20 protein-coding genes are annotated in these 19,605 nt (G+C 62.4%); 16 read left to right on the top strand and 4 right to left on the bottom strand.

Annotated elements, in window-relative coordinates; translation table 11 throughout:
* Window positions 1-124 precede the first annotated feature (124 nt).
* The 6 genes from N2602_RS23855 to N2602_RS23830 are packed head-to-tail and all read left to right on the top strand — an operon-like array spanning window position 125 to window position 3,989.
* Window positions 125-574, top strand: coding sequence for a carboxymuconolactone decarboxylase family protein (locus N2602_RS23855; protein WP_260379648.1), 450 nt, complete (start codon window positions 125-127; stop codon window positions 572-574).
* A gap of 33 nt (window positions 575-607) precedes the next feature.
* The gene (locus N2602_RS23850; protein ID WP_260379647.1) at window positions 608-1,540 is read left to right on the top strand and encodes a sigma-70 family RNA polymerase sigma factor; all 933 of its coding nucleotides are present in this window, start codon (window positions 608-610) and stop codon (window positions 1,538-1,540) included.
* Window positions 1,533-2,039: a hypothetical protein gene (locus N2602_RS23845; protein WP_260379646.1), complete on the top strand. Its 507-nt coding sequence runs from the start codon at window positions 1,533-1,535 to the stop codon at window positions 2,037-2,039. Before N2602_RS23850 ends, N2602_RS23845 begins: the two co-directional genes overlap by 8 nt.
* A gap of 45 nt (window positions 2,040-2,084) precedes the next feature.
* Window positions 2,085-2,585: a hypothetical protein gene (locus N2602_RS23840; protein ID WP_260379645.1), complete on the top strand. Its 501-nt coding sequence runs from the start codon at window positions 2,085-2,087 to the stop codon at window positions 2,583-2,585.
* Entirely contained in the window at window positions 2,561-3,229 is a 669-nt protein-coding gene (locus N2602_RS23835; RefSeq protein WP_260379644.1) for a DUF3224 domain-containing protein, read from the top strand. Before N2602_RS23840 ends, N2602_RS23835 begins: the two co-directional genes overlap by 25 nt.
* 19 nt (window positions 3,230-3,248) lie before the next feature.
* Window positions 3,249-3,989 (top strand): DUF4336 domain-containing protein, encoded by a 741-nt coding sequence (locus N2602_RS23830; RefSeq protein WP_260379643.1) that lies wholly within the window; start codon window positions 3,249-3,251, stop codon window positions 3,987-3,989.
* Window positions 3,990-4,169: 180 nt separating this feature from the next.
* Here the strand turns inward: N2602_RS23830 and N2602_RS23825 are convergent, their stop codons facing one another.
* Complete coding sequence (locus tag N2602_RS23825; protein ID WP_260379642.1) at window positions 4,170-5,363, bottom strand: NAD(P)/FAD-dependent oxidoreductase; 1,194 nt, start codon at window positions 5,361-5,363, stop codon at window positions 4,170-4,172.
* A 429-nt stretch (window positions 5,364-5,792) separates the two neighbouring features.
* Here N2602_RS23825 and N2602_RS23820 point away from each other — a divergent pair, with 429 nt between their 5' ends.
* From N2602_RS23820 to N2602_RS23775, 10 genes are all read left to right on the top strand, one after another.
* A complete protein-coding gene (locus N2602_RS23820; RefSeq protein ID WP_260379641.1) occupies window positions 5,793-6,212 on the top strand; it encodes a PaaI family thioesterase in 420 nt (139 codons plus the stop codon).
* Between the two features lie 257 nt (window positions 6,213-6,469).
* The gene (locus N2602_RS23815; RefSeq protein WP_260379640.1) at window positions 6,470-6,931 is read left to right on the top strand and encodes a GFA family protein; all 462 of its coding nucleotides are present in this window, start codon (window positions 6,470-6,472) and stop codon (window positions 6,929-6,931) included.
* A 518-nt stretch (window positions 6,932-7,449) separates the two neighbouring features.
* Window positions 7,450-8,781 (top strand): extracellular solute-binding protein, encoded by a 1,332-nt coding sequence (locus N2602_RS23810; protein ID WP_409241843.1) that lies wholly within the window; start codon window positions 7,450-7,452, stop codon window positions 8,779-8,781.
* Window positions 8,778-9,815 carry an ABC transporter permease subunit gene (locus N2602_RS23805; protein WP_260379639.1) on the top strand — a complete coding sequence of 346 codons (1,038 nt, stop codon included), beginning with the start codon at window positions 8,778-8,780 and terminating at the stop codon, window positions 9,813-9,815. The genes N2602_RS23810 and N2602_RS23805 overlap by 4 nt, the downstream gene beginning before the upstream one ends.
* A 4-nt stretch (window positions 9,816-9,819) precedes the next feature.
* The gene (locus tag N2602_RS23800; protein ID WP_260379638.1) at window positions 9,820-10,740 is read left to right on the top strand and encodes an ABC transporter permease subunit; all 921 of its coding nucleotides are present in this window, start codon (window positions 9,820-9,822) and stop codon (window positions 10,738-10,740) included.
* Window positions 10,741-10,749: 9 nt separating this feature from the next.
* Window positions 10,750-11,511 (top strand): glycerophosphodiester phosphodiesterase family protein, encoded by a 762-nt coding sequence (locus N2602_RS23795; RefSeq protein ID WP_260379637.1) that lies wholly within the window; start codon window positions 10,750-10,752, stop codon window positions 11,509-11,511.
* A complete protein-coding gene (locus tag N2602_RS23790; protein ID WP_260379636.1) occupies window positions 11,508-13,037 on the top strand; it encodes an alkaline phosphatase in 1,530 nt (509 codons plus the stop codon). Before N2602_RS23795 ends, N2602_RS23790 begins: the two co-directional genes overlap by 4 nt.
* Window positions 13,038-13,133: 96 nt before the next feature.
* On the top strand, window positions 13,134-14,081 hold the full coding sequence (locus N2602_RS23785) for a sugar-binding transcriptional regulator (RefSeq protein WP_260379635.1): 948 nt from the start codon (window positions 13,134-13,136) through the stop codon (window positions 14,079-14,081).
* Window positions 14,082-14,211: 130 nt separating this feature from the next.
* Entirely contained in the window at window positions 14,212-15,231 is a 1,020-nt protein-coding gene (locus tag N2602_RS23780; RefSeq protein ID WP_260379634.1) for a zinc-binding dehydrogenase, read from the top strand.
* A 65-nt stretch (window positions 15,232-15,296) separates the two neighbouring features.
* A complete protein-coding gene (locus tag N2602_RS23775) occupies window positions 15,297-15,686 on the top strand; it encodes an NUDIX hydrolase (protein ID WP_260379633.1) in 390 nt (129 codons plus the stop codon).
* Window positions 15,687-15,741: 55 nt separating this feature from the next.
* On the opposite strand, the gene N2602_RS23770 is transcribed toward N2602_RS23775, so the two are convergent.
* The 3 genes from N2602_RS23770 to N2602_RS23760 all read right to left on the bottom strand — a co-directional run bounded on the left by N2602_RS23770 (window position 15,742) and on the right by N2602_RS23760 (window position 19,577).
* Window positions 15,742-17,361 carry an inositol monophosphatase family protein gene (locus N2602_RS23770; protein ID WP_260379632.1) on the bottom strand — a complete coding sequence of 540 codons (1,620 nt, stop codon included), beginning with the start codon at window positions 17,359-17,361 and terminating at the stop codon, window positions 15,742-15,744.
* A gap of 69 nt (window positions 17,362-17,430) precedes the next feature.
* On the bottom strand, window positions 17,431-18,735 hold the full coding sequence (locus tag N2602_RS23765) for an ABC transporter substrate-binding protein (protein WP_260379631.1): 1,305 nt from the start codon (window positions 18,733-18,735) through the stop codon (window positions 17,431-17,433).
* 29 nt (window positions 18,736-18,764) lie between these two features.
* Window positions 18,765-19,577 (bottom strand): carbohydrate ABC transporter permease, encoded by an 813-nt coding sequence (locus N2602_RS23760; protein WP_409241842.1) that lies wholly within the window; start codon window positions 19,575-19,577, stop codon window positions 18,765-18,767.
* Window positions 19,578-19,605 lie beyond the last annotated feature (28 nt).

Below are 19,605 nucleotides of genomic sequence, written 5' to 3'. Positions count from 1 at the left end.
CCTGGCAATCCGCATGAGCCTGGAACGTTTTGCAAAGCAGCCCTGTTTTTTCCAGGCAGTGCACATGTCACGATCGATGCCGTCGGTCGTCTCTTTGTCATTAGTCAGTCAAGGAGGCCGCCAAATGAAACCCCGCATCAATCTTGCAAGCCCGAATGAGGGCATTGAGGCTATGCGCGCCGCCAATCATTGGGCGGCGAGCCTTCTCGATCCAAAGCTGGTCGCACTGGTCAAGGTGAGAGCTTCCCAGATCAACGGGTGCAATTTCTGTCTGCACATGCACAGCGGCGAGGCCTTCAAGCACGGCGAAAGTCCTACCCGGCTGCTCCTGCTGGACGCCTGGCGCGAGTCGGCGCTGTTCTCGGACCGGGAGCGGGCCGCGCTTGCGTGGACGGAGAGTTTGACGCGGATTGCAGAAACTCACGCGCCCGACGATGTGTTTGAAGAAGTGCAGCGACGCTTCTCGCAGGATGAGATCATCGCGCTCTCCGTTGCAATCGCGCTCATCAATGCCTTCAACCGCCTTGCCATAGGAGCGCGCGCTCACCATCCGGACGAACCCCAGGCCAGCTGAGTTTCAGCTTGATCACTTCCTCGGGAGTGCACCATGACGGACCCCTTACAGGAGCAAAGCTCGCCTGAAGAGAGCGGGCGCAGGGCGGCAGACCAGTTCGAAAAGCACCGTCGTTATTTGACCGGCTTGGCGTACCGGATGCTTGGCTCGTTGACTGAAGCCGAGGATGCTGTGCAGGAAGCCTACCTTCGATGGCACGGTACCGACAGGGCGAGGGTCGAGTCGCCGCGAGCGTTCCTGGCAAAGGTCGTCACTCGCATCTGTCTTGATCAGATGAAATCCGCCCGCGCAAAGCGTGAGACCTATGTCGGCCCATGGTTGCCGGAGCCCGTGCTGGATGCCGAGACCCTGGGGGCGGAGACGGCGAGCGACTATGCCTCCGATTTGTCCATCGGATTGATGCTGGCCCTGGAACGGCTTTCACCGCTCGAGCGGGCCGCCTTTCTGTTGCATGACGTCTTTGATGTCGAGTTCGAGGAGGTTGCCCGGCTGCTCGGACGCAATCAGGTAACGTGCCGGCAACTCGCCGCGCGAGCGCGTGCGCACATCCGGGAGTCGCGACCACGATTCGAGGTTGAACCTGACAAAGGAAATGAAATCCTCCAGGCGTTCATGACGGCCTATCGAACCGGAAATGTCGATGGCTTGGCGAATATCCTCTCAAACGACGCCGTGTTGTACACGGACGGCGGCGGCAAGCGACGAGCCGCTCTCAATCCGATTGTCGGACGCGTGAGGATTGTTGCGCTTTTCGCCGGTCTGGCGCGTAAGCGCGTGCAACCTGTTGTCGACCTGCGTCCTGCGATGATCAACGGGCTCCCTGGATGCGTGGCGACGCTGGCAAATGGAGAACTTCTTACCATTGCCCTCGAGATTGTCAGCGGCAAGATCGGCAAGGTTTATGTCGTTCGGAATCCGGACAAACTGACGCGTGTTTTCAACAGGGCAGGACCCCACGATGCTTGAGGCTGCCAACGGCCAAAGGAGATATGGGGCTGGCCTGCTACGAATCGCTAGCGTTGTCTCCGTCGCCATCTACCTCATTCCGGAAGGCGCTCACTTCTTTGAAATGTTCAATAAAGTGAAGATGTCGTCGGTCGACTACATGACGATGCAAAGGGCTTACGACGGGTGGGCGTTCTTTGGTGTGGCGATCGTCATCGCGGTTGGCTGCACGCTGGGCCATGCCGTCGCAATGTGGGACGTTCCCGTCGCCCGCTGGCTTTCGCTGGGGGCGCTTGCCTTGCTCATTGGCACCCAGGTCATCTTCTGGTGCTTTATCTATCCGATGAACGCACTCACACGGAATTGGACTGAGATACCGGAAAATTTCGGCGTCGTCCGCCTGCAATGGGAATATGGGCACGCGGCGAGTGCGGCGCTGACATTCTTGGCGTTGGTGCTGGCGCTGTGCGCAGTCCTGTCGGGAGTCCGGGGGAGCAGTCAACCCACGAGGAAAGTTTGACAAATGCAGGGTCGATCGTCCTCACAGCGGATCCAGAAGAGCAATATGCACTCCCTGCTCCTTCTCATCACGGCAGGGCTGGGGACGGCCGCGTTTATCGCCTTGGCCATTCTGGGGTGGGGTGGGCTGCGCCCGTTCTTTTCCCATGCACCACTGACGGTGCTGACAGTGGTTACGGTCGTGCTGACGATTGCATCCATGTTCACCGCCGGCAATTTGAGCCCGGGCGTGCGTGAGGATCGGTCGAACCGCTGGGTCCTTGCCGCTTTCGCGGTCCTCGGCATTCTGATCGGCTGGCTTCCGGCTCTCACGGACCGATTGGACTGGGGTACGATTGACGGCGACACAACGCGTTGGTGTGGCGTGGTTATCTATACGATGGGCGGAGTGCTGAGGCTGTGGCCCGTATTCGTCCTGGGCAATCGCTTCAGTGGACTTGTCGCGATCCAGCCAGAACACCGTCTCGTCACCACAGGGCCTTTATCGTCTCGGCATGCTTCTATGTGTCCTGGGCTGGGCCCTTGCGTGTTGCGATCGATGTTGTGAGCGGTACTCTCGGACAGGCCTTTGCAGCGCACGTTTGTATGGCGCTTCGGGCTGGCATCACAGCAGCCGAGATGCACGAGGCTTTGCGTGTGCTCGCCGAATACTCGACAGTAAGAGCCTGGGAAGGGACGATTTCTCTTGAAGGCGCTTTGCGATCCGCTCCAAGGTCTCAGGGCGGCCTGGTGTCCCCCGGAGAGGGGAGCTGCGAGCCCCGCACGGTAGCGAGCAAGGTCGAGGTCGAAAAATACGACAGGTCGGTTCTCAGCGAGGCGGACGCGAGCGGCGTTGCCATAGTCGAGACACGTCTGGTGGAAAAGTTTGTCGGCGGTATCGTCGGCGAAGGGAGGGCCACGCACTTGAGGCTCGAACGTTCCGACGGCACGGGCACCTTGATCTGCTACGAGCGCATCGCAGGCACAATCGGAGGCCTCAGGGGATCATTTCTGCTAAAGGCTGATGGGGCCATGGAGCCCGGCCCGGTCGTGCGAGGCCGTTGGGAGATCGTGAGCGGTTCGGGGACAGCAGAGCTCGAACGACTGAATGGCTATGCGGAGTTCTCGGCTGAGCGGGACGAGAGCTCTCCCACGGGATGGCGTGCCAGCACGTCCTTGACATACTGGCTCGACACCTCACTCACCGTTTAATGCTTCTGGAAGCACGGCGATGCTTCAATCGATAGCCGACAATATCTGGATAGCGGATGGGGCGGACGTGACCTTCCACGGATTTCCGTATCCCACCCGCATGGTGATCGTCAGACTTTCGGACGGTGATCTCTGGATCTGGTCGCCGATCGAACTCAATGAAGAGCTGCGCGCGGAACTGGCTAGCCTCGGTCCCGTGCAGCATCTCGTCAGCCCGAACAAGCTTCACCACCTCTTCCTGTCACGGTGGCAGGAATGCTTCCCCCAAGCACATCTTTGGGGGCCAGCGTCAACGATCGGCAAGCGACCCGACCTGGCCTTCGAACGCAGCCTGACTGATCAGTCGCCGGCCGCCTGGAGCCGTGACATCGATCAAGCCTGGTTTCGCGGCTCGCCGCTGCTGGACGAGGTCGCATTCTTCCATAGGGCATCCGGTACGGCGATTTTCGGCGACCTCGTCCAGGCCTTTGGCGAGGATTATCTCAGGACCAAATGGAAGCCATGGCAACGATGCCTGGCGCGTCTGTCGGGCATCACTGCACTTACCGGTGCGCGTGCGCCGCTGGATCTCCGTCTATCATTTCTCGACCGCCGTTTGGCGCGCAAGGCGCGTGCGAAGGTGTTGAACTGGCAGCCAGAGCGCGTCGTGATGGCACACGGGCAGTGGCAGCGGAATGGCGGATCTGTGTTCCTTGCGCAATCCCTATCTTGGATGGGTTGTGGTGATCCTGTTACCCGCAATGCCGCCCGTTGTGAGTAGATGGTCGTGACCGCCGCCACTGGTCGTGTGAATAATGATTGCGGATACAACGACCAATATATCGGTGCGATGCCCGGGGAGCTGAAAAGAAGAGCCCGACCAAGCCGTTCTCGGAGGCAGTCACCCATACAAGCCAAGGCCGCCCCAGGTGGCGGCCTCTTTTTTGAAAGCGTCGGTAAGTTATCGCGACCCGTCGATCGCATATCGTTTGACGATATCGATAGTCGAGCTTTCAAGCAAAGCTTCAGCCCCGCCATCAGCTGGTGGATAGATGAGCTTGGTATTGATTTTTCGCTTCAGGGCCTTGCCTTCCGCGCCAGTCAGCTCAACTCGTCGATCCCAACCCTGCGTCCTGACCGCGCCCGATCGACCGAGGTCCAGGCAGGTGACATAGTTCAGTTGAGAATACGGCACAGCGGGCATCCCAAGCAGGTCCCGCGCGGCGTTCTCGCCGGCAACGCGCCCAATCTGCAGGGCGTGTTGGCAGGATTGCAAAGCCCGATGTCCATCTCCAGTGTCGGCCGCCGCAGCGTCGCCTGCGACGAATACTTCCGGCGTGCCGGGAGCCCGGAGCTCTGCGTCGACGACGACCCGGCCGAGCTCATCTCGCTCGCCGGGAACATTACCCGTGAAGGGCGAGGCTCTCATGCCCGTCGCGAGCACGACGGCATCCGCCGAAAGAGCACTGCCGTCCGCGAAGCTTACACGGTTCGAAGCCAGCGCCGTAATTGTCGCGCCAAGTCGGAGCTCGATACGCGCAGACTGCAAGGCACGCTCGATCTCCGAACGCGGCCCAGGCCCAAGCTCAGGTCCGACCACGTCCGTGCGGTCGATCAAGACGATATGCATCCGTTCAGCAGCCTCGGCTGCGCCGTGCGCCACGAATCGGTCGCGCAGCTCGAGCGAAAGTTCGATGCCCGTAAAGCCCGCACCAACGACGACGAGGGTGGGGTCTTTCTTTTCGCGGGCGAGCTCGTTCAGACGCCGATCGAAAGCGATTGCTTCTGCTTGAGTGTCGACGGAATAAGCCTCTGCGGCGCCAGTCACTGGCGGACGACACATTCGACTGCCTGTGGCGACAATCAGGCGATCGTAGGTGAGGCAGGTGGCGTCATCGAGCGATACGATCTTCGCAGTCGTGTCCAGCCCGACCGCCTCTCCACGAACGAAGTTCACGTCGACCTTGTCCAGGTACGGAAGAACATCGACCGCGAGAGTGTCTGGCCTGGCTTCGTACAGTCGCGGCCTTATTTCCAGTCTTGGCTCTCTCGAAACAACAGTGATATCAGCTGCCGATTTCGCAACTCGCCGAGCCGCCATCGCTGCCCAAAAGCCGGCAAAACCTCCGCCAATGACAAGAATATTCCTCGACATGCTCGCTCCCTTTCTGACCTTGGTCGGGCTTTCTCAAGTCATGACGAGTTAGAGCAGCTGGTTGTGACACTTCATCCGGCTGATTTTGGTCCTTACGGCGTCGGCGCCGCGGTCCGATGCTTGCGCAGACACGACATCGCAGGCCTCCACAGACGGGATCAAGAAGACGCAGCGTGGCGACCTTGTTCGTGCCGGCGGTACCTGCTGCCAGAGCAAATTTGCATCGTAGGTAGTTGCAGGTGCATGTCACACTCGGCGGCTCGCGATCGTCTCGAGGTGAATTAGCCGGAGGAGACAGCGGCCCGTCGGACGTCTTGCCGCTTTGGGAGATGCGCGCTCGAGCAAAGAACAGATCGGTTTTGCCGATGAGCAGGACCTCCACCGGGCTCGTCAATTCGAACAAGAGACATGTTGGTAAAGGAGACACGGATGACAGGCGGTCCGGCAATGAACCTCCAAGAACTCACGGCAGCGAACGCTGCGGCAAACTTAAATCGGCTTTTCAGGTTCGAAGTCGTGTTGGCCGCCGACGGAGAGGCGGAGCTCCGAATGCCATGGAGCGATGATCTCACACAATATGCCGGCCATCTTCATGCTGGGGCTATCGCGGCGTTGCTCGACACGGCCTGCGGATTTGCCGCCGCGACTCTCATCGGGCCCGTGACAGCATCGCATTTCTCCATGAACTGTTTGAGGCCCGCAGTCGGTCGCGGTTTTATCGCGAAAGGCGCGACGGTTCGCGCCGGTCGCAAGCAAACCTTTGCTCGGGCAGAATTGTTTGCGGAGGACGGTTCCGGCAAACGGTCGCTGGTTGCGACGGGCGAAACGCTTTTAGTCGCGCTCGGTTAGGCCGCCGTAGAGCGATCGGCTATCGTTCGCAATGTGCGGCGCATCCGATGGACAGAAGGGCAGGCGTCGAAAGCAAGCCACACGCCAGCAGCCTTTGGTGCAAAACGCATTCAGGTGTGAGACCCAAGCCGGAGAAGGTCGAGAAGCGGCTCTCGGCGTCATGGGACGGGATGGGTCTGCTGGAGTAAAACCGGAGCTCGTCATTTGACCGATCCCTCCTTACGTATCTTACATCAACTCCTTCAGTGAACGGAAAGATGAAAATGCTGACCGGCGGATGCGCGTGTGAAAAGGTTCGCTATGAATGCACAGACGAACCTATTGTTCAATTGATGTGTCACTGTCGAAGCTGCCAACGGTCAAGCGGTACTGCGTTCTCTGCCTTCATGATGGTTGCGAGCGATAGGTTCCGCTATCTGAAGGCAGAGCCGGCCTTCTACGAAACCATTGCCGAAAGCGGTCGTCTATTCCGGAGAGGCTTCTGTAATCAATGTGGCAGTCAAATTTCTGCACATTGGCCGACAAGGCCGCAATTGCTGCTGCTTACCGTCGGCAGCCTCGATGATCCATCGAAGTTTGAACCCACGGCTGAAACTTGGCTCGCACGCGCACCTTCATGGCACCCTCTTCATCCCAGCACCGTCAAATTCAGGGAAGCTCCCACCGAAGGAGTGAGAGAGAAGATTGAGGCTTATTTTTCCAAACGCGCGCGGTCATAGTCTGTCTGCTTCGGTCAAAGCGACCCGCCGGAGTTGGCAGCCCATGGCGCGCAAAGCGGACTATGCGACGTTGTCAGCGGCAGTGCCGCAGAGAGTTCCCTCGCAGGTGCTCGCCGAGACCACTTGTTTGACGGAAGCTGCATTGGCGCTTCCCTTGGCCGTCCTCTCCTGCTCGGCAATGTTGGGATCGGTAGCGTCGGGCGACCATGTCGACCCCGGCTAAGCTATGCAGGCGATGTCGGTTCTGCGAGAGATCCGTCACCCCCAAACCGCTGGCAGATTGGACCGAGCGGCGCGTCGCGGCCTTCGCGGTCCCGCATACGGTCGGCCGAGCTAGGCCAGGCGTCCCATCGCCCTTTTCACTGTCAGAGCGGCGGATACAGGCACGGCGTGCACCCGATGTAAGCTTCGCCCCGCCGTTAGACGTTCGGACCCTCTTTCATCATCGTGACACATATGTCATTATAGAGATACAAATGTATGTGGCGGGCTCATGGCCCAGCCAGGGAGGTCTGCCCATGGGTAGGAAAATGGCAGTCGTCGCGGCCTTGTTCGGTGCGTTGACACTGGCTGGTCCGGCGCAGGCGCGGGTCGAGGTCCAGTGGTGGCACGCCATGAGCGGCGTCCTCGGCGACCGGCTCAATGAGCTGGTCGAGAAGTTCAACGCCTCGCAGGACAAGTACACGGTCGTCGCGGTTGCCAAGGGGAACTATGACGAGGTGACCAACGGGGTGATCGCCGCCTATCGCGCCAAGCGGCCGCCGGAGATGGTGCAGATCGCCGAGCGCGGTTACATGACCATGCTGCTGTCAGGGGCCATCGTTCCCGTGCAGGATCTGGTGGAGCAGAAGGGTTACAAGATCGACTTTTCGGACTTCATCAAGCCCGTGGCGAGCTTCTGGAGCTACAAGGGGCGGATGTCGGCGATGCCCTTCAACTCGTCGACGCCGATCTTCTGGTACAACAAGGATCACTTCCAGAAGGCCGGTTTCGACGAGCCGGCCGAGACCTGGCAGGAGCTGGAGAAGCAGCTCTACGCCATCAAGTCCAAGGGGATCAGCGAATGCGGCACGGTGCTGCCCGGCGATTTCTACTGGAGCCTGCTCGAGAACTACAGCGCGATCAACAATCAGCCCTACGGTACGCTGGCGAACGGCTTCGACGGGCTCGGCACCGAGTTCGTGTACAACAAGACGAAGGTTGTGTCGCAAGTCGCGCGGCTCAAGAAATGGCTCGATGACGGCGTGATGCAGATCGCGGGCCAGGGCTTCAGTCCCGAGCAATTGTTCACGTCGGGCCGGTGTTCGACCTTCGTCAATTCGACCGCATCGCACGGCAACATCGAGCGCAATGCGACCATCAGCTGGAGCGCCGCTTTCCTGCCGCACGAAAGCGACATCAATCCGCCTCTCAACAGCACCATCGGAGGCGGCGCCATCTGGGTCATGAAGGGGCTCACGCCGGAGCGCTACGAGGCCGTCGCGGCTTTTCTGGATTTCGTCGCCCAGCCGGAAACCCAGGTCTGGTGGCACGGCGCGACCGGTTATGTTCCGGCGACGAACCGCGCCTATGCGCTCGCGCGAGAGCGGGGTTATTACAAGGATCATCCGACCAGGGAGATCGCGGTGCTGCAGCTCTCGCGGGGCACGCCGAACGAGAATTCGCGCGGCTTCCGCTTCGGCAATTTCGTGCAGACGATGCTGGCCCAGCGCCAGGAGGTCGAGGCTGTGTTCGCCGGCCAGAAGCAGCCGCAGCAGGCCATGGATGACGCGGTCAAGCGGGGTAACGAGATCCTGCGGCAGTTCGAGAAGCTGAATGCCGGAAAGACTCCGGAAACCGAGCGTCCATGACGCTGCGCCTGTCCATCCCGTGGCGTGACGCGCGCGCGCCCGTGCTTTTGCGAAGGCACGGGAGCGGCGGGTCCAAGGCCCTGCCGGCGGCAGCCGCTGGCAGCTCGCGCAGGTCGGGGAAGACGCGGCGGCGCGAGGAGGCCGGACTGAAGCGCGCCAATTTCGGCGATGGTCCGGGCCTGCCGACGCTGCTGTTGCTGCCGCAATTGCTGATCCTGCTGTTCTTCTTCTTCATTCCGTCGCTGCGGGCGCTGATGCAGTCCGTCCTGCTCAGCGATCCCTTCGGCAATAACGTCCAGTTCGTCTGGTTCGATAATTTCAAGGCGCTGCTTGCGAGCAGCGACTACCGCCAGTCGATCGCGGTGACGTTCTGGTTCACGGTGGCGCAGAACGTGCTGACATTGGGCAGCGCGCTCGTGCTGGCTTTTGCCACGGACAGGATCGTACGTGGCCGCTCGGCCTATCGCACGATCATCCTGTTGCCCTATGCCATAGCGCCCGCGATCGCCGGCATCCTGTGGGCCTTCCTGTTCAATCCGGCGGTCGGCCCGCTCGCGCAGGTGCTGCACAGTTTCGGCATCGCATGGGACCCCAACCTCAATCCGACCGATGCGCTGATTCTGGTGACGCTCGCCGCGTCCTGGAAGCACATCTGCTACGACTACATCTTCCTAGTCGTGGGATTGCTCGCGGTGCCGGTCTCGCTGATGGAGGCCGCCGCCGTGGACGGCGCGGGACCGATCCGCCGCTTCGTCTCGATCGCGCTGCCGATGCTCGGGCCCACCATCTTCTTCCTCACGGTGATGAACTTCATCTATGGCTTCTTCGAAACCTTCGCCATCATCGATGCCGTGACGAAAGGCGGGCCGGCCGGTGCGACCCATATCCTGGTCTACAAGGTCTTCGTCGACGGCTTCGTCAATCTCGATCTCGGTTCTTCGGCCGCACAATCGGTTCTCTTGATGAGCTTTGCGCTGATCTGCACGCTGCTGCAATTCCGCTACTTCGACCGCAAGGTCAATTACGGGGTCTAGCCGCATGGTCGAACGCTCGCCGGTCCTCAACATGGTCTGCCATGCGGTCCTGATCGCGGGCGCGCTGATGGTCTGCGTGCCCCTGTATTTCGCCTTCGTGGCGGGCTCGCTCACGGTGGCCGAGGTGCAGAAGGTGCCGTTGCCGTGGCTGCCGGGAGGCCAGTTCTTCGACAATCTGCAGCTAGCTTGGAGCAAGGGCAATTTCAGCCGCACCTTCGCCAATTCGATCATCGTGGCGCTCGGCATCACGGCCGGCAAGATCGCGGTGTCGTTGCTCTCGGCCTTCGCCATCACCTACTTCCGCTTCCGCTACCGAATGCTCGCATTCTGGCTCATCTTCATGTCGTTGATGCTGCCGATCGAGGTTCGGATCGTGCCGACCTTCGAAGCCGTGGCCAATGCTGCGCTGCCGCTGCAATGGCTCCTGGAGACCCTGCATGTCGCGGATATCTGGACCTGGATCAGCGGGCATGAGGTCGCGATCGCGCTCGAATGGAACATGGTCAACACCTATCCCGGGCTGATCCTGCCGCTGATCGCCTCGGCCACTGCCACGTTCCTGTTTCGCCAGTTCTTCCTGACCATCCCGGAGGAGCTCTGCGAGGCCGCGAGGCTCGACGGTGCCTCGCCGCTGCACTTCTTCTGGAGCATCCTGCTGCCGCTGTCCGTCCCGAACATGGTGGCGCTCGTCATCATCCTGTTCCTGTTCGGCTGGAATCAGTATCTCTGGCCGCTGCTGTTCACGACCGAGAAGGACATGGCAACGGCGGTCATCGCGTTGAAGGGCCTGATCCCGCGCTCCGACAGCGAGCCGGCCTGGAATATTGCCATGAGCGGTGCGCTCCTCACGATGTTGCCGCCGGTGCTGGTCGTTCTGCTGTTGCAACGCTGGTTCATTAAGGGTCTTGTCGACAGCAGCAAATAGGGATTGATCATGGTTTTCATCGCCGGGCATCGCGGCGGACGCAATCTCTGGCCGGAGAACAGCCTGACCGGCTTCCGCAATCTGTGCAGGGAAGGGGTCGACGCAGTCGAGTTCGACGTGCATCGGAGTACGGACGGCGGGCTTGTCGTGATCCATGATCCGCTGCTCGATCGCACCACCTTCGAGACGGGACCGGTTGGCGCGCGCAGCCTGCGACAATTGACGGCAACGCGTCTGCGTGATGCCGGCGATGAGTGCATTCCGACCCTGGACGAGGTGCTCGATGTGTACAGCGAAACCACGCTCGAGCTGCATATCGAGATCAAGACGGATGCGCTTGGCAATCCCTATTCGGGCCTCGAGGCGCGGCTGATCGACCATATCAAGCGCCGCGGCCTGGAACGGCGCGCGGTCATTACCTGCTTCGCGCCGGGGGTGATCGAGACCGTTCGCCGGCTATGGCCGGAAGCGCGGGTGCTCGTTTCGCTCGACCGTCGCTCGGCGGAAATGATGGGAGGGATCGAGCCCGCGCTGGCGCAATTGGCCGACATTCCCGGCTGCATCGTCGCGGTCGAAAAGTCGCTGCTGGGCCTCGCCCTGCCGCTCGCCCTCAGGGTGCTCGGCTCGGAGCGCCTCGGCGCATGGGTGACCAATGAGCCGGAGGATATCGCTTACTGGCTCGCCCAGCCGGTGCGGCAGATCACGACCGATCGGCCGGATCTCGCCGTGAGTATTCGTCGCAGGCTCGAAACGATGCCGGCGCGCGCATGATTCCCCGCCGCCGCTTTCTCGTGGGGTCGCTGGCGAGTGCCGCCTTCGCTGCGCCCGCCGGCTTTGTGCGGGGAGCGCCGGTCTCGTTCAGCGCAGATCCCTTCACGCTCGGTGTTGCCTCGGGATGTCCGCGCCAGGATCGCGTCGTCCTGTGGACCCGCCTTGCACCGCAGCCGCTCGATGGCGGCGGGATGCCGAACACGTCAGTGGACGTTGAATGGCAGATCGCCGACGACGAGGCCTTCTCGCGCATCGTCTCCCGGGGCGTCGTGCGGGCCACGGCCGAGCTCGCGCATTCCGTGCATGCCGAGGCGACGGGTTTGCTGCCGGATCGCGTCTACTGGTACCGCTTCCGTGCCGGTCCGGCGCTCAGCCCGGTCGGACGCACCCGAACCGCGCCTGCGGGGTCGGCGCGGCCCTTCCGCTTTGCCTTCGCATCCTGCCAGCAATACGAGCAGGGCTATTTTGCCGCCTATCGCGACATGGCCGCACGGGATCTCGATCTCGTCGTGCATCTCGGCGACTACATCTACGAGAAATCCTGGGGATCGCGCCACGTCCGCCGGCACGGCGTCGGAATTCCGACGACGCTCGAGGAGTTCCGCAACCGCTACGCGCTCTACAAGAGCGATCCCGACCTGCAAGCGGCGCACGCCGCCTTTCCCTGGCTCTCGGTCTGGGACGATCACGAGGTGATGGACGATTACGCCAATGATCGCTCCTACACCGTGCGGGATCCGGAGCAGTTTCTGAAGATCCGTGCGGCGGCCTATCAGGCCTATCACGAGCATATGCCACTGCCGCCTTTGGCGCGCGCGCGGGGCCCGAACGCGACCATCTATGAGCACTATCGCTTCGGCGAGATGCTCGACGTGGTGCTGCTCGATGACCGGCAATATCGCTCGGCATCGGCGTGTGTCGGAAGTGGGCGGCCGACCTGGGTGCCAGACTGCGCAGGCCGGACCGACGAAGCGCGGACGATGCTGGGCCAGGAACAGGAGCAATGGCTCGATGCGCGCCTGCGCGATTGCGGCGGCCGCTGGACCATCATCGCGCAGCAGACTTTGATGGCGCAGGACAAGCGCGAAGGGGATGATGGCGCACGTTTCTGGATGGACGGCTGGGACGGCTATCCCAATGCCCGCCGCCGTCTCCTTGATTCGCTTACTGCGCATCACCGGCGCAATCCGATCGTGATCGGCGGCGACCGTCACGCCTTCTTTACCGCCGATCTCAAGCGTGATTACGCCCGCCCGGATGGCCCGACCATTGCGACCGAGTTTGTCGCTACGTCGATCACTTCCGACGGGCCGAGCGAGGCCAGCGTGCGCAAGGATTTGGTGGAGAATCCGCATCTGATCTATGCGCGTGGCGACAAGCGCGGCTATGCGACCGTCGAGTTCGACACCCGGCATTGCACCGTGGGATTCGAGGCGCTCGACGACGTCAAGGATGCTGCGAGCGCCGTGCGCCGATTGACGAGCTTTGTGGTCGAGGATGGCGTGCCGGGCGCAAAGGGCGCATGACGACATCCGCATGCCGCAGATTTGACGGCCAACGAAAGATCGCCTCAAATGCTTCGACATCTGATTGTGCCTTGAGGCCGCTGGGGGGGCTGCGCCGTGACTGACCAAACCATCCTGCGGGTCGCCTGGCTCTACTACATGGAGAACCTAACCCAGGCCGAGATCGGCGAGCGCCTCGGGCTGACTCGCGCCCGCGTCAACCGCATGCTGTCGGATGCGCGGCAGAGCGGCATCGTCAACATCCGCCTCAACTCCGCCTTTGCGAGCTGCACGGAGCTGGAGCATCGCTTGCGCCGGGAATGTGGCCTCGAGGACGCCGTCGTCATCCCGAGCCCGGAGAATCCCGAGCAGGTCGGCAGCCTGATCGGGATGGCGGCGGGTGCTTATTTATCGAAGTTCCTCGAGCAGAAGCGCCCGCGTATCATCGGTATCGGCTGGGGTGCGACCTTGCGCGAGACCATCCGTTACGTCGCGCCAGCGGACTATCCCGACCTCTCGATCGTCTCCATGATGGGCGGCCTGTCGCGCGGCCTGGAGCTCAACACCTTCGAGATCGCGGGTGAGCTTGCGCACCGGCTGCACGCCCAGTGCAGCTATCTGGCCGCCCCGATCTTCGTCAGCAGCCGGCGCTCGCGCGACACTTTCCTGGCCCAGGAGGTCTATCAGGAGGTGCTGAACAGCGTTGATAAGATCGACTTGGCACTTCTGAGCATGGGAGACATGACGCCCCGCTCGCTATTGATGCGGCATGGGCTGCCGCCGGACGTCCGCGCCGAGCATCTCCGGGCGGCAGGCGCCGTCGGCGACGTCCTGGCGCAATTTCTCGACAAGACGGGCCGACCCATTGATCACGGCATCAACAGCCGCGCCATTGCCATGCCGCTCGACAACCTGGCGCGGGTGCCGACGTCGATGCTGATCGCCGGCGGGCTCAACAAGGCGCCGATCATCGCCGCGGTGCTGCGCGGCCGGATCGGCAAGGTGCTGGTGACGGACGAGAACACCGCCGTCGCCGCGCTGAAACTGATCGACAAGCAGAAATAGCCGTACTTTCCGCCACACTATGACATCGGCGCGGTGGGCACCTGACGTGCGCTACCTGCAAAAGCATTTGTCATTCCGCTGTTACATATGTAATATGGGGAAGACAATTGCTCAGAGGGATGGCGTCGACATGCGCGCTGCGGTGCTCCAGGACATTCGTGATATCCGCGTTCTCGATATCCCTGAGCCGAAGCCGCGCTCGGAGGATGAGCTCGTCATCCGCGTCAAGGCTGTCGGCGTCTGCGGCAGCGACTTGCATTCCTATCTAGAAGGCGGAACAACCGGCCCGACGCAAGTCAGACCGTTCGTCCTGGGCCATGAGTTTTCGGGCGTCCTCACGCCGGACTCGGCGCGCAGGGCGGGCCTCTCGGCCGATGCCCTGGTGGCGGTCGATCCGTCCATTCCCTGCGGCCATTGTGAATGGTGTCATCGCGGGCACACCAATCTTTGCCCCAATGTGAAGTTCCTCGGTTACGCCCCACACAACGGCGCCATGGCCGAATTCGTCTGTGTGCCCAAATCCGCCGTGCATCTGGTGCCTGACAGCATCGACCCCGCTGGGGCGGCGATCCTGGAGACGCTCGGCGTGGCGATCCATGCCATGGATCTGGCGCGTCCGCGGCTGCTGGAAAGTGTGGCGGTGCTCGGCTGCGGGCCGGTAGGACTGCTGCTGGTGCAACTGGCGCGGCTCGCAGGCAGCGGCAAGATCATCGCGATCGACCCGGTCGAACAGCGCACGGCGCTGGCCTGCGACCTCGGGGCTGACGTGGCATGCCGCAGCTACGCCGAAGTCGGCAAGGTTACCGAAGGCCGCGGCGTCGATCTGGTGATCGAGGCGACGGATTCCTCGCACGGCTTCGAGCACGCGGCGCGCTGTGCCCGCATCGGCGGCCGGGTCGTGCTCGTCGGTATTCCCGAGAATAACCAGTACATCCTCAGCGGCGCGGAATCGCGCCGGAAGGGCCTCTCGGTCAAGTTTTCGCGCCGTATGCCGGAAGTCTATCCGCGGGCCATTGCGCTTGCGCAAGGCGGTCAGGTCAAGCTGGCGCCGCTGGCCACGCATCGCTTCTCGCTCGACCAGACGCCCGCCGCGTTCGAGCAGCAGGTCGCGCGGCGGGATGGCATCATCAAGGCGATCATCTGCCCGTAGATGGAGCGGCGTCTCGCCGACAGCCTGGTGCAGTGGGAGCAGGCAGAGAAGCAGGACCGGTCGTGATGGCGAAATCGTCGAAGCTGGTCGTCGCCCGAAAAGGGCGCGTGCTGATGGTGAGACGTAGGCGCGATGGGCTCTGGATGTTTCCCGGCGGCCGAAGACGGGCAGGCGAGAGCGACAGGAGCTGCCTTCGTCGCGAGATCAAGGAGGAGCTTCCCAAGCTGAAGCTCGGGCCGTTGAAACTCTGGAAGGAAGTCAAAGCCAGGAAGAGCGGGACCGGCCGGCGGATGAGCGATGCAATCTTCCTGGCCAAGAAGGTGTCGGGGCGACTGAAGGTCGGCGACAAGAAGGAGATCGACCGGGCGGTCTGGCGTAAGGCGCGCGGCGCCCGACTGACGCCGACCTCGCGCTATATCCGCGACAAGCTGTTTCCCAGCCGCGGCCGCCGCTAGATCGCTTGCGCCAAACGCTTTCTTCGAACGAAGGTTCGTCGTCTGGCACTGTTCGTCATTGCAGCGCCTGGCGGAGGAGAGCGAGCAACTCGTCGTGGATCAGCCCGTTGGAAGCGATCTTGTCGAGATCGTCGTCGCGGCACGGATGCCCCGTCAGCGTCGTGACCTTTCCGCCGCCGGCCCACACCATCGGCATCGCGGCCGCGTGCGAGACGATGTCGGCCTTCAGGGAGACAAAGCCGTCTAGGCGACCCGAGGCAACCATCGTCGTCTCGAGGGCACCCGAGACGACGATACGCACGCCGCGCACCACCCTGCCGAGCAGTTCGATCACCCGCGTCGTCCGCCGGACTTCGTCGGGCGAGAAATGCGAGGTCAGGATCACCGAGATCACCGCATCCGACAGTGAACGCGTCGTGGAGACGCGTGCCGGCAAGCCGTCAATGGTCGCGCCTTCCCCCGCAAGATAGCGCGCCGTCAGTCCGATCTTGGGCGCGTTGATCAGGCCAAGTTTCGTCTCGCCGCCGACCTCGTAGGCGACCGTCACGGAGAACCACGGCAGCCCCCGCGCATAGTTGATCGTGCCGTCGAGCGGATCAATGATCCAGCGCGCAGCATTGTCCCCCGGGCTCGCGCCGCTCTCCTCGGCCAGGATGCCGGCATCCGGCGTCAGCGCCCTCAGGCCCGCGACGACGATCGCTTCGGAGGCGAGATCCGCCTCGGTGACGATGTCGAGATGGTCCTTGCGCTCGGTGCGCAACGACGTGGATTGCATCGCGACCAGCCTGGCCGCCGCCGCGTCAACGACGGCCTCTGCGCGCGCTAGCAGCGTCGGAAGGCCATTGCTCCGATCCGTTCCCGGATGGTCTTGATCGGCCGCGATCTCGAACGGACGACCATAGTCTCCGACCGGAACGAGGTGGCTGCTGATGCCCATGTCCGGCCGCCAGACGTGCAAGGAGAGGCCCGGCGGCTCCATGATGAAGCGATTGCTGCGACCGGGCCGCAGATCGAGCGCAACCTGGTGCGCCGTGCTTGGCGCCACATAGCCCACGGTCCCCGCATAGCGCGCCGTGATCGAGCGGTGATAATGACCGCACAGCACGCGATCGATTTCGGGATGGTCTTTGATGATTGCGTCGAGCGCATCGGCCCCCAGGAGGCGCAGACCATCCATCCCGTCGGCCCCGACCAGGAACGGCGGATGATGAACGACGACGACCGTCGGCTTGCCGCGCCCGCTCGCGAGAACGTCGCGCAGCCATTCTTGCCGGGCCGCGCAAAAGGTACCGTGGATCTTTCCGGCCTCGACGCTGTCGAGCAAAATCAGCCGGACCGGGAAATCGTCCACGACAAAGTTGATGAAGCCTTCGGACGGAAGATAACGGTGGCGGGGGCGGAGCGAAGATATCAGCTGCTCGCGCCGGTCGTGGTTGCCGGGAATGACAAAGACCGGCATTGGCAGCCTGGCGAGGCCAGCGGCAACAATCTCGTACTCCTCTTCGAGTCCCCCATCGGTGAGGTCGCCGCTGACCACGACGCAATCGGGCCGCGGGTCGAGCTTCAGCACGGCCTCGATGGCGTCGTGAAACATCGCGTTGGTATCGACGTCGCCATAAGCGAGCTGACCGGGCGGTCGGAGGTGCAGATCGCTCAGTTGGGCAATGATGAACACAGAATTCCGCCTCCGAAGGGAACAATTGCGGCCAGCGCAGGCCGTTTTGCCGCAACGAACGTCCGCTGCCTACGAGCTCTTCATCAAGGCATTGCTTTCCTTGATCATGCGATCGAGCCCGGTCTCGGCGGTTGTTTCGCCGCGCATGACGGCATGGATGATCTCCCGCTGCGTGCGCCAGATCTTCACGGACTGTCCGCCCGGATAGCCCTGCCACGGCTTCGCGCGCTCGATCTGCTGCGACACGGTGCGGAAGTTCGGGTTCTTGTCGTAAAATGGGGCCAGGAATTCGGGACCCGCGGCGCGCAAATTGGTCGGCATATAGCCCGTGGTCTCCACGACGATCTTCTGCGCTTCCGGGCCGCTCACGAACTTCAGGAACTCCCAAGCCGCCTGCTGCTTCGCCGGATCTTTCGCCGTGATGATCGCCGCGTTGCCGCCGGTGGGCAGTCCACCCTTCTGCTTGTCGTCGATCGGGAAGGTGCAGGTGCGCAAGGTGAACTTGTCGCCGATCAGGTCGGTGACCTGGCGCAACCGGGCCGGCGTGTCGGCAAAAAGGCCGATTTTCCCGGCGATGAACTGCTGACGCGAGGAGTCCCAATCGATCAGCGGCATCTTGGCATCGGCCACGAACCGCCGGCAATGGGTCAGGGCCTTCAGCCCGGGGTCGTTGCCGAATCCGGCAGCGGTTTCCGACGCATCGAGCATCTGGCCACCACCTTGCAGGATCAGCGAACGGAACAGCCAATCGTCGGGCCAGTCGTGGATGTTATAGGCGATACCGGCGACGTCCGACCCCTTGCTCTTGATGCTGACGGCGAGGGCGATCATGTCCGTCCAGTTGTCGGGCATCTTGTCGGGATTGCCGCCCGCTTCCTTCACGAGCTGCGCGTTGAAATAGATGATCGGTAGCGAGGCATTGAACGCGAGGCCGTAGATCTTGCCATCGACCGCCCCGAGCGCCAGGATCTCGTCGGAATAATTGGCCTTGCGCCAGGTGGCGTCCTCCTTCTGCAGCAGCGAGGCGACCTCGGTGATCTGGTTGCGTTTCACCAGCGTGCGCACGAGCTCGGCGAGCAGGTGATAACCGGAATAGTAGACGTCCGGCAGCTGGTTGGTGACGGCTTGCCGCAGCATGGTCTGATGACCCTCGTCATAGCTCGCCGCCGGCGCCCGGAACTGAATCTTGATGCTGGACTGCCGCTTCATGAACTCCTGGGCGATCGGCTCATGGAATTTCGCGAAGGCGGGAAAGGCATAAAGCACATCCAGCGTCACGTCTTGCGCTTGCGCCGAGCGCGTCAGGAACGGGCTGGAAAGTGCGGTCGTCCCGACGGCGGCGGCGCTCTTCAGGAGGTCTCGGCGATGCAGCATGACGGTGTCTCCCCTGGCAGTGGTTGAAGTCATTTGATTCCGGTCATCGTGATGCCGGCAATGAAATGCCGCCGCGCGATCAGGAAGGCGATGACCAGTGGCGCCGTGATGATGGTCGCGCCGGCCGCGAGCGCGCCGTAATTCGAGCCCAGCTCGGAATCGGCGAAATACATCATGCCGAGCGGAGGCGTTGCGAGCTTGGTGTCGGAGACGACGATGAGCGGCCAATATAGGTCGTTCCAGTGCGCCACGACGGAGAAGATCGAAAACGCCGCGATGGCCGGCCAGGCGCTCGGCACCACGATGCGCCACACGATCTCGAACTCGCCGACGCCGTCGAGCCTGGCGGCCTGGATGATCTCGTCGGGGTAGGACTTGAAGAACTGGCGGAACAGGAAAATCCCGAATACCGACAGGAAGAACGGCATCATCATCGAGAGGTAGGTATTGAGGATGCCGAGCTCGGCGAACGCGATGTAGAGCGGGAGCGAGGGAGCCTGGACCGGAATGCAGAGTCCGAGCAGGACCAGCGAAAACAGGATCGGCCGTCCCGGAAACCTCAGCTTGGCGAGCGCATAGGCGCAAGGAATAGCGACCAGCAGCTGGACCACGAGGATGCCGCCGCAGACGATGAGGCCGTTGAGCAAGAAGCGCAGCAGCGGCGCGGTGCTCAAGGCAGATTCGAAATTCTGCCATCCGTAGAACTGGCGCGGCCAGAGCCGGAACGTCGCCTCGAAGATCTCGCCCGGAGGCTTGATCGCACTCGTCAGCATGAAGACGAATGGCAACAGCATGAAGACAGCGCCGCCGATCAGCACCGCGTGGACGAACGCAAGCGACACGAGGCGCCGTATCCGGATTGCGAGCGGC

The organism is Bradyrhizobium sp. NC92 (assembly GCF_025200865.1).
Classification (GTDB): domain Bacteria; phylum Pseudomonadota; class Alphaproteobacteria; order Rhizobiales; family Xanthobacteraceae; genus Bradyrhizobium.
Note: the sequence above shows the minus strand (reverse complement) of the source record. Positions and strands in the feature narration are given on the sequence as shown.